The 9,204-nt window shown below is 59.0% G+C and carries 11 protein-coding genes and 1 pseudogene; 6 read left to right on the top strand and 6 right to left on the bottom strand.

Annotated elements, in window-relative coordinates:
• Positions 1-230 precede the first annotated feature (230 nt).
• On the bottom strand, positions 231-1,568 hold the full coding sequence (locus E6C48_RS21035) for an O-antigen ligase family protein (RefSeq protein ID WP_136360151.1): 1,338 nt from the start codon (positions 1,566-1,568) through the stop codon (positions 231-233).
• 277 nt (positions 1,569-1,845) lie between these two features.
• Entirely contained in the window at positions 1,846-2,007 is a 162-nt protein-coding gene (locus E6C48_RS22670; RefSeq protein ID WP_168734609.1) for a hypothetical protein, read from the bottom strand.
• A 65-nt stretch (positions 2,008-2,072) separates the two neighbouring features.
• Here E6C48_RS22670 and E6C48_RS21030 point away from each other — a divergent pair, with 65 nt between their 5' ends.
• Entirely contained in the window at positions 2,073-2,327 is a 255-nt protein-coding gene (locus tag E6C48_RS21030) for a hypothetical protein (RefSeq protein ID WP_136360150.1), read from the top strand.
• Here the strand turns inward: E6C48_RS21030 and E6C48_RS21025 are convergent.
• A complete protein-coding gene (locus tag E6C48_RS21025; protein WP_136360149.1) occupies positions 2,311-3,612 on the bottom strand; it encodes a hypothetical protein in 1,302 nt (433 codons plus the stop codon). The two genes, E6C48_RS21030 and E6C48_RS21025, sit on opposite strands and share 17 nt — an antisense overlap.
• A gap of 694 nt (positions 3,613-4,306) precedes the next feature.
• Entirely contained in the window at positions 4,307-4,672 is a 366-nt protein-coding gene (locus tag E6C48_RS21020; protein WP_230978896.1) for a sunset domain-containing protein, read from the bottom strand.
• Between the two features lie 74 nt (positions 4,673-4,746).
• Here E6C48_RS21020 and E6C48_RS21015 point away from each other — a divergent pair, with 74 nt between their 5' ends.
• From E6C48_RS21015 to E6C48_RS23205, 5 genes and pseudogenes are all read left to right on the top strand, one after another.
• The gene (locus E6C48_RS21015; RefSeq protein WP_136360148.1) at positions 4,747-5,604 is read left to right on the top strand and encodes a lysozyme family protein; all 858 of its coding nucleotides are present in this window, start codon (positions 4,747-4,749) and stop codon (positions 5,602-5,604) included.
• Between the two features lie 4 nt (positions 5,605-5,608).
• Positions 5,609-5,923 carry a DUF6527 family protein gene (locus E6C48_RS21010; protein WP_136360147.1) on the top strand — a complete coding sequence of 105 codons (315 nt, stop codon included), beginning with the start codon at positions 5,609-5,611 and terminating at the stop codon, positions 5,921-5,923.
• Positions 5,923-6,228: a hypothetical protein gene (locus tag E6C48_RS21005; protein WP_136360146.1), complete on the top strand. Its 306-nt coding sequence runs from the start codon at positions 5,923-5,925 to the stop codon at positions 6,226-6,228. The genes E6C48_RS21010 and E6C48_RS21005 overlap by 1 nt, the downstream gene beginning before the upstream one ends.
• A gap of 127 nt (positions 6,229-6,355) precedes the next feature.
• Entirely contained in the window at positions 6,356-6,631 is a 276-nt protein-coding gene (locus E6C48_RS21000) for a hypothetical protein (RefSeq protein WP_136360145.1), read from the top strand.
• 353 nt (positions 6,632-6,984) lie between these two features.
• Positions 6,985-7,128 (top strand): annotated as a pseudogene (locus E6C48_RS23205) (DUF982 domain-containing protein); the annotation flags it as partial.
• A gap of 41 nt (positions 7,129-7,169) precedes the next feature.
• On the opposite strand, the gene E6C48_RS20990 reads toward E6C48_RS23205, so the two are convergent.
• Positions 7,170-7,463 carry a hypothetical protein gene (locus E6C48_RS20990; RefSeq protein WP_136360144.1) on the bottom strand — a complete coding sequence of 98 codons (294 nt, stop codon included), beginning with the start codon at positions 7,461-7,463 and terminating at the stop codon, positions 7,170-7,172.
• A 410-nt stretch (positions 7,464-7,873) separates the two neighbouring features.
• Positions 7,874-9,169 (bottom strand): M23 family metallopeptidase, encoded by a 1,296-nt coding sequence (locus E6C48_RS20980; protein WP_136360143.1) that lies wholly within the window; start codon positions 9,167-9,169, stop codon positions 7,874-7,876.
• Between the last annotated feature and the right edge of the window lie 35 nt (positions 9,170-9,204).

Genomic DNA, 9,204 nt, shown 5'->3' with positions numbered 1-9,204 from the left:
CCGATCCTTCACCAGTCTCACCGCCTCGAGCTTGAACTCGCGGCTGAACTTCCTTCTCTGCATTCCAACTCTCCAGTTCCGTTAAACACCTTATCTCGGTGTCCACGAAACCGGCAGCAGGCCACATTGGGTTCTCGCTGGCCTTCTCCGTCATTCGGCCAGATCGCCTGGTGCTCTGACGGATCCGAAGTAGGCACCGCTGGTAGCAAGTACACTCTTGCTGGCTGGCGCTACGGAGCCGCGTGGCTAGAACGCAGAGAGTTGACGGGGAACTGATTTGCTATGGGATTAAGCGCACCAAGTAAAAAGAACGCTAGGGCTCCAGCGCTCGGAACGTTCGGCGTGTCATAGGTTATAGCCAGCCAGCAGAAGGAGAGAAGGACCGCAAGTCCGGTAAACGCTCCTTCTGGTGAAGAAGCCCAGCGCCTTATTCGGAAGGAGTTCCACGCCGCCGCCGCGAGGAATATCGTAAACGGAATGGCGAACAGAAGGCCGCCCTTCCAAAGGTAGGTTAGGTAATAGATGTGCGTTCCGCTATTGGGCGTCACCTCGATCGGCGCTGGAGAATAGCGTCCCCATTGCGAGAAACCAGTTCCGACAATTGGGCTTTCCACGATTTCTGATGTTGCCTCTGTCCATAGAGTGAGTCTGCCGGTGGAAATGTCATCTATACGCTGCTTTTCCGGGGTAGAGCCTTTACCTTTTACCATGTCGAATATCGTTGATAAGAATTGAACAACGCGGGTGTTCGATGGGTCGTTCATCTCGTGCGCAAGAATGGCAACCGCGAGAGCTGCGACAGGCAAAAAAATGGCTTTGGCGTGCTGTCGTTTCCAGATGGCGTAGGCCGCCATGCCGATGAACATTGCGATCAGATAAAGCACCGCGCTCCTAGCGTCGCTACCGATGACAAGGAAGAGGGCAGATGCCATGGCCACGAAAAATAGCGCGCGGAACGGTCGTGCGGTGTCTGGCGAAAAAAGCGCGCCGGATAAGATGGTCGTCTGAATACAAAGCAGATGAGCTAGGGCGTTGACGCCAAAGGCCGCGAATACAGGGAGGCCGAAAAACTGAACGTTGAGGAATGCGTAGCCTTCAACCGTCACAGCACGAACTGCTTGACCAACTATTATGAGGCGTAGCGCGAGCGGTATAACAAAAATAGCCGAGAACACCGCCAACCAAAAGACTCCCTTCTTTATATCTTGGACAAGGTAGCGCCCTAGAAAAAAGAAACTGGCCGGGAACAAAAGCAGGATCAGCGATAGCAGGTTTCGAACCAAACGATCATCCGGTTCAATGGAATTCGCGATTAGTATGGATGCGACCCCCAGCGCACATGACACGGCGAACGGTAAATTCGTTCGGGTCTCGTAACTGGCTAGATAGGCCCACGGGATGATGGGAGCGAGAAGGAAGGCCGGGTTGATATCGTACCCCATCACCTGAAACAGGGCGAGCGGGATTGTCAGGGCCGCTGCGCTAACAGGAAGCAAAAGCATCCTGGCGTCAGCTGATCTGGTGGATGAACGGGTATGAGCAGAGACGCCAATCGTTCTCTGAAACATTGTGAATATCCACGTCAGCGATAGCAGTAGGAAATATAGTCGGCGCTATCGATGCATAAATCAATCGGTGAGTTTCTCACTAACAAGACCGTAAGCAAAACAACCACCACGACCACCAAAACGATGGGCGCCGCGTCCAAGATATCCTGAATCGTCACAGTGCAGCCACCCAAACGCGCTCCTGTGCGCGCAACCTACAAGCTGACACCCGGTCCGACAATATGACCGCCACCAAAAACACCCGGCCGCCGATGCGCTGCAATCCGTGGTTGACTCCCTAGCGCCAGAACAGCGGGGCGATGAGTTTACCTATGCCGAATGCCAGATAACCGAACATTAAAAATAACAGCAGATAGTGCGCTGCTTTCCAGATGCTGAACAACATTTTCACCTCACCCAAACCCGGGGAAGTTGTAGCACGCCGCCAGACGTCGCGCATCCTCAATTTGGGTCAAAGAAAAGGCCCGCTATGTCTGGTTCGGCTTCAACTATCAGGTGCTGGAAGTGGCCGCTGGGATCCAGTTAAACATCAGCGATGGTGTGACGACCCATAACGATCACGACGGATCGATCACGGAAGACATCACAGCATCCGATGTGTGGAAGACCAAGAGCGTTCTGCTTCGGGTCGATGACGGCGCGACTACTTTGACGCTTTCATTCAAGTGCATCGGCGGCACAACATCAGGCGTGCTGCTTTCGGTTCCGATGGTCGCGGTAGTTGGCAACAACCGCAACGATGTTATGCGGGCAACCTGATTTTGCTCTGCGACCATCGCCACAAGGCATACGCGACAACCATCAGGAAAGCCCACAGCAGTCCGTGATCGTAGATGAAAACGCCTTCGCCGGGTATCTGCGAAAAGTGGTATCCGGCCAAGGCTCCGACGATCACGGTCGCCCCGACTGTTGCGCTTTTATCGATCGGCAGACTGGCAAATAGCCCGAGCACAACGGACGCAAGAACGATACCGACAAATGCAAGGGGCCAGCCGCCGATTGCGTATCCAGAGATATGAACGGCGGCAGGGGATGTCCCTGTTCCGCGCCATCCATCATCGCCAAAGATTCGCGTGTAAATGTATGTGCTGGGTCGGCAGACGGGACCGCGTCTAGCCTGCTCTAGTAATCCCCCACAGACCTGCCCGTCTTCAGTAAAGGTCTCGTAATAATAGGGATATGACACTGCCATTCGGTTCACTGCCGCGAGCGCGAGATCGGGGGCAAACTGCAGTGAGGTTTGTGCAATTCTCATGAAATAACTAGCTCGCGTCTCTCCATCCGAAACCAAGCCTGTGCGGAAAATGAACATCGACACCACTAGGTAGGCCAAGACGACACCAGCCGTCCCCATCGCAAAGACGACATAAACGATCCTTGTTTTTCGTCCGTATATGAAGAACGCAAGGACCAGCGATCCAAAGAATAGAACAATGGGCCACTTCATGTTGAGCAGTAGCAAGAAGGTGGCCACCCCTCCGATGCTGACGACACTTGCGCCTCGCCAGAACCATTCACCGGAACGCAGCGCGCGGACGAGTGCATAAATTGACAGATAGACCAAAAGGGACTGAAGAATTGCCAGCGCAGGGAATCCGATGCGACTGCGCAGTTCGAAGCGCGCATTGACGGCGCTAGCATCATCGGTCCCTCTCATCATAAGTGAAATTGCGTCCGCCGTGTAAAACGAATATGCGAGGTAGACGAATAAGGCGCCTGCAATGACAAGGTAATCGATGCGGCGGAACTCGGGCAGGGCGGAGGAAATCGCGGCCATCGGACGCTCCGCGAACCTCTTCACTAGTGTCACGACAAGAGGAGCAATCGCGAAGGGGCAGAGCAAAAGTAGCCAAAATCCCGCCGTGAATACGTAATCGAACGCAAGGAATTCTGTCGGATAATTGATGCGGTCTAGAATAGCGTGGCCCCAAGGACTGGCATACAGGAGATTCCCCGCAACTACTGTCGCGAAATAGATACCTAAAAACATCAACAGGTGAATATTTTTCGCTATCCATAGCCGCAACGGATCTCGCACTATCATGTGGTGCCCCTATGGTTGAGCCAGCGCGTCCCTTTCGCGCCATCGCCTGAAAAACTCAACCCACCTCGCCGGGTGGCCCCAGCCTGAAAACCTGAAAATCGGAGCATCCCCACATGGATCATTCGCGGTTCTCATCCCGATCACGGTCATGGCGATTGTAGCCATCGCGAAAACGAGGTTCCATTTCGGTCAGGACGTGGCCACCGAGTAAAGAGTGCTTCCCAAGCCTACGGCGTAGATTGACCAGCCGAGCCAACCGCCATCTAATTCTACGAGCAAGAAACCAACACCCGCCATAATGCCCAGCAAAGCTGGGAATAATGCATTTGACATCAATCGCACCCCAACGACCGACAAATTAGTTAGCGCGCAAATCGATATTTTGCAAGCATAAGTATTGTTACCTGCTTCACTTAGAATCGACAAAGAAAAGGCCCGGCCATAGAGGGGGCTCGTGGCCGGGCGAGGGATGCCAGAGGCTTTGGGGTTCTAGCGACCCCGACCATACGCCGGCCCTTGCCGGACGCCAAGGCCGAAGCGGCTCTAGTGGACGTAGAACCGAGCCCAAAAAGCTAAACCGATCACCGCTATGACAAAGGCGATAAGGGTCTGATCGTTTCTCCAGTTCCGCATTGCATGCCACTCCCGACCCCGGCGCCATCACGATAGGCCGCGATTTGCCGAACTGACAATCCTACCGCTTCGCCTTGCGCCATCCCGCTGCGCGAGCATCGGCCTCGGAGCAAAACCACCGCTCGCCGTATTCCCGTCGAATGCGCGTATCGTCGTAGTGCTCTTGGCCAGGCACATGGTAGATGTGCTCGCCGGTATCGATCGAAATGTTGCCTTTGATGTCGCAGCCTACGCCGAACAGTTTCGAGGGCGACGGCGCTGCATGCAGAATGTCATCGCCGAAGTAGCCAAAACCGCCAGCGGCAAGAAGTACGACGGGAATAATCAGCCTCCCGGCACCTCGACGCCCGGAGCTCTGAGGAAGGGTCCGCATCCTAGCCGGCGCGCCGTGCTTGATACGACGGAACTTGTAGACGTTGTCCACCATGGCAACTCAGTAGCATCCGGCCATCAACGGCCGGTTGCTGCAATCCCGACAATTTAACCAAAAGGACCACCACCATGACGAACGTGCCCACCGGCGCGGCGACTGCTGCTGCGCGCGACAAATACTATGTTTACCGCCCCATGCTCGACCTGATCGGCAAGAGCGAAGGAACCGACAAGGGTCGCGGCTACAACGAGACGCTGGGCTACGGCATGATGCTCGACGGCCGTGTGACCAAGGGCAAAGGGCCGACCGTCGACCTCGTTTCAATGACGCGCGAACAGGTCGATAAGCTCCAGAGCCGAATGCTCAAGGATCCTGACAATCGCAAGCTGCGCAGCTCGGCAGTCGGACGATTTCAGGAAATCCGCACCACTCGGCGAGCGATCGATGAAGACCTTGGCCGAACCGGCAAGGAACTGTTCGACGCGGCCGGGCAGGATGAGGACACCTGTTACCTGCTCGGCCAGCGCGGGATCGACAAATGGCTGGCCGGCCGCCTGTCGCTCGACACGCTCATCCGCAACCTGGCGCAGGAATGGGCCTCGATCCCGAAGCCCGACGGCAAGGGCCATTACGCCGGCCAGAACGCAGGCGTTTCCGTGTCTCAGGTGAAGGCGGCGCTGGCCGAGGTTGCCAAGCGCCATGCTGAGGGCCAGCCGAGGATCGAGGTGCAGGTGCCGGTGCCGGTCGACACTCCGGTTGTGCCAGAGCGGATCGAGAGTGAGGTCAAGAAGAAGACCAACCTGTGGGGCGGCATCACGTCGTTCCTTGGCGCGGGCGGGGCGGGGCTGGCCGGCCTGCTCGGTGCCGACTGGCAGACCATCCTTGCCATTGGCGGGCTGTCGCTGGGCGGCCTCGTCGTCGTGATCCTGCTGCGCCGGCAGATCATCGCCGCCGTGCAGGATATACGCGGCGCGGTGGAGGGCTGAGGCGGTGGGCGAGGTCAAGACGCAGCCGGTCGCCGCCGTTCATCTCGACGGCTGGAAGGAATTGGTGGAGCGCAAGATTCCCGGCAGTGTCAGTTTCTCGCCGTTCCCAGACGAGGATGGCGAGCAATACATGTCGTATGTCTGCCCGTGCGGTTGCGGCCACCAATCCAATCTGCTCGTCGGCAACGGCTTTAAGCCGTCCGATAGTCCATCGTGGCAGTGGAACGGATCGCATGACAAGCCGACCCTGACGCCATCCGTTCATCATGTCGGCCACTGGCACGGCTGGCTCACCGATGGCGTCTGGAGGTCGTGCTGATGTTCGGCCTTCTGGACTGGCTCAAGGTCGGGGCAGGGGCGGCACTGGGCGCGCTTGTCGCCTCTGGCCCTGCCTATCTCTACGGCGCTCACGCCGGCCGCCAGCAAGCCGCTGTGGCCGCGCTGGAAGCTGTCACCCAAGCCTACAAGGATCGAACCGATGAAAACGAGGCTGTCGAAGCTCTCAATCCTGGCGCTCTGTGCGTTGAGCTTGGCGGGATGCCAGACGACTGCGCCGCCGAGCTGCGCCGGCTGGCAGAGGATCACGGTCAAACCCACGACGGCGGTCTACCTGGCGGGCAATGACGTGTCGGCCGGGCAGGACATCGCCTCTCACAACCGGCACGGCAGAAATGCCGGATGCTGGAAATAGTGGCAACCATCAGCATGCAGCATTAGGACAGGGGCTGGACGATTGGAAAAGGCAGCGGACATGGAAACCGATCTGCGCGGGCGCGTGGTTGCCCTTGAGCAAGGCATCGCGGCAAACGGCCAGCGGCTTACGACGCTGGAGGCGTGGCGAACGCAGCGCGATATCGATTCAGCGCGTCATGATGAACGGTGGAAGCGAATGGACGACAAGATCGACGCTGTTGGCAAGAAGGTCGACAAAATCTCCGAAGGCCTGTCGCGCATCATGTGGATGGTCGTAACGGGGATCGTCGTCGCCGTCGTCGGCTTCATGATCAAGGGTGGCTTTGCGCCCTAACCTAACTCGTGCAATTTCTGCACAGGTTCGCCCGCTCCGGTTCGCCGGGGCGGGCTTTTTGCGTTTCAGGAACAAATCTTCGATCTGGTGGTTGTTGGCTTGCTCCCGTGCCAGCCTCCCCTTCGCAGCATTGGAGCAAGGCTCGCCCTCCGGACACCTTGGGCGAGCCTTTTCGTTTGGAACGAATCTCCTCTACCGCCGTTCGAGTCGCCTCAGTAGCGAGTACGCCTATGCGCGATGTTCAGTTTGACGTGCCTCTGACGGTCGAGACCGATGCCCCCGGTCATTTCCTGACCATGACGCGCATCGGACAGGCCGCCGATTTCCTCCTCCACAAATGACCTGAAAAGCGTGGTGCGAAGCATCGGGAAGCGCTACAGGCCATCATGGCCGTGCTGAAGCAGCGCAAAGCATCCGACGCCGCGCGAGACGCGTTCATTGCTGCGGCAAAGGAAGATGGAGTGTTCGTTCGAGAGAACGGCGCTGCAACCAGCTAGCGCGCGGCCTGGTTGGCGTGGATCGCCTTACCCATCGTGCGTTAGAACGGCTGCGGCTCGCCAGTAGGCGAAATGTACAGCGGCCCGCGCGCCCAAGGCATTTCATCCTTGCCGGTCACTTCGCGCACAAGATCCCATAGCGCATTCTCAGCCTTTCGTACGGCCTTGTAATGCGAGCCGTTCGTCTGCAATTCAAAGCCGTATTGGCTATAGATAATGCTGATGGCATGGGCGTCTTTGGCAAACCGCTCCATGTCGGTGATCTGCTTCATGCGTTTGTGTCTTGCCATAGCGGCCTCCGTTGAAAGGTCGCCCCAGGCGGGATAGGCAAGCATGTTCCTATTTCGTTCGCAAGCGGATTATAGCCAGCCCATCCATCTCGCAATCGCACCAAACGGCAGCGCCGCCAGCATCACCACTGCCCAAAATACACAGCACCAGAGGATGAAGCGGGCATCGCGGCGGGTGCGCATGGGTTCAAAGTTTCCCGGTTTGTCCACACCCTATCAAATCCGGTGGAAAACTTTGAAGTGCTTGAGAGGAAACGCTTTCCATTCGGCCTGTCACGCCGGAGGTCGCGGGTTCGAGCCCCGTCACTCGCGCCATTCTTTCAAAGGCTTAGCGTAAGCCGCATCCCGTCAATTCAGACCTTTTCGTCGGCAGGTTTCAAAGTTCCTGAAGCCGATTCGTGTCGATGTCGGCGACCGGCGGTGCGTTCTGCAAGTCGTGCCGACCGCAGACGAAATCAGAGGTACTTCTGCACCTTCTTGCCGACGGCGAGGAAGCGCAGCGGATTGACCGCCTCGCCGTTGTGGCGCACCTCGTAGTGCAGGTGCGGGCCGGTGGAGCGGCCGCTCGACCCTGTCTCGCCGACCTCGTCGCCGGCCTTGAGCTTCTGCCCGACCGCCACAAGGATCTTGCTGAGATGCCCGTAGCGTGTGGCGAAGCCGTTGCCGTGGTCGATCTCGACCATGCGGCCATAGCCGCCGGCCCAGCCGGCGCGCGTCACCACGCCTGCAGCCGTCGTGCGCGCCGGCATGCCCCTCGGGGCGCGAAAGTCCATGCCCGAATGCAGCGCCGCCGTGCCGAGGATCGGATCGGTGCGCACGCCGAACGGGCTGGTCACCACATGCCCCGGCGCCGGATTGGCCAGCGGCAGGCGCCGCGCTTCGGACTTGAGGTGGTCCAGCGCATCCAGCGCCTCGTCCAGTTCCTTGACCTTGCTGTCGAAGATCGCGGCCTTGTCGAGCGGGATCAGCGGCCCGCCGACGTCGGTCTCGTCCTTGCCGAAGTTGCTGTCCACCGGCAGGCCGGCGCTGGCGAGCGCATCCTTGATGGCGTCGGCGTTCTCGTAGGCGGTGTCGGCCAGCCGGCTTACGCGATCCAGTTGCTCGTTCTCGATGCTGCGCAGCGACTGGTTGATGGCGACGAAGAGTTTGTCGGCCCGGTCGGCCGAGGAATCGTCGGCCTTGATGTCGGTGCGGGTCGACCACAACGAGAACGGTTTCGTGTCGGCCGCGCCGAGGCTGGCCAGCGAGACGGTGGCGGCCCCACCATCGGCGGGGGCGCCGATCTCGGCGCGCACGTCCGGCTTCTGCTGCGGGGCCGGGGCCGCGTCGGGTAGTTTGGCGCCGACTTCCTTCTCGGCCCGTTCGATCACCGAATCCAGCCGTCCATGGCGCTGGCTGAGTTGCGTCTGGCGCTCCAGCAACTCGCTGACTTTCGTTTCCATCAGCTGCTGGTCGAGCAACTGACGGCTGGTGATGCGGTCGACCTGCGAGCGCAACGCCGAGATGCGATCCTCATAGGCCTGCTGCATGCGTGCCTGGCGCGCGGTGGCCGCGCCGATCAGGTCGTCGCGCAGTACGAGGTAGCTGGTGGCCAGCAGGTAGCCGATCGCGACGGCGGCGAAGGCCGAGCCGATCACGGCCGCCATCCACGGCCGCACCGTGAAGTGACGGATCTCATCGCCATGAGCGATGATGACGGTGTGCGGTTCCTTGCGCTTGCCGAAGACTGCGGACTGACCGGTTGCGTTCACGGGAGCAGGCTCTTGTTGCTATGCCGACGACGAGC

Source organism: Ollibium composti (assembly GCF_004801285.1).
In the GTDB taxonomy this organism is placed as follows: Bacteria; Pseudomonadota; Alphaproteobacteria; order Rhizobiales; family Rhizobiaceae; genus Mesorhizobium; species Mesorhizobium composti.
This window is presented reverse-complemented; position numbering and strand designations above follow the sequence as displayed.

What these genes read in the sequence shown, in the direction of transcription:
- E6C48_RS21035 (WP_136360151.1), bottom strand. Translation starts at nt 1,568, where the DNA reads ATGTTTCAGAGAACGATTGGCGTCTCTGCTCATACCCGTTCATCCACC.
- E6C48_RS22670 (WP_168734609.1), bottom strand. Translation starts at nt 2,007, where the DNA reads ATGCGCGACGTCTGGCGGCGTGCTACAACTTCCCCGGGTTTGGGTGAG.
- E6C48_RS21025 (WP_136360149.1), bottom strand. Translation starts at nt 3,612, where the DNA reads ATGATAGTGCGAGATCCGTTGCGGCTATGGATAGCGAAAAATATTCAC.
- E6C48_RS21020 (WP_230978896.1), bottom strand. Translation starts at nt 4,672, where the DNA reads ATGGTGGACAACGTCTACAAGTTCCGTCGTATCAAGCACGGCGCGCCG.
- E6C48_RS21015 (WP_136360148.1), top strand. Translation starts at nt 4,747, where the DNA reads ATGACGAACGTGCCCACCGGCGCGGCGACTGCTGCTGCGCGCGACAAA.
- E6C48_RS21005 (WP_136360146.1), top strand. Translation starts at nt 5,923, where the DNA reads ATGTTCGGCCTTCTGGACTGGCTCAAGGTCGGGGCAGGGGCGGCACTG.
- E6C48_RS21000 (WP_136360145.1), top strand. Translation starts at nt 6,356, where the DNA reads ATGGAAACCGATCTGCGCGGGCGCGTGGTTGCCCTTGAGCAAGGCATC.
- E6C48_RS20990 (WP_136360144.1), bottom strand. Translation starts at nt 7,463, where the DNA reads ATGCTTGCCTATCCCGCCTGGGGCGACCTTTCAACGGAGGCCGCTATG.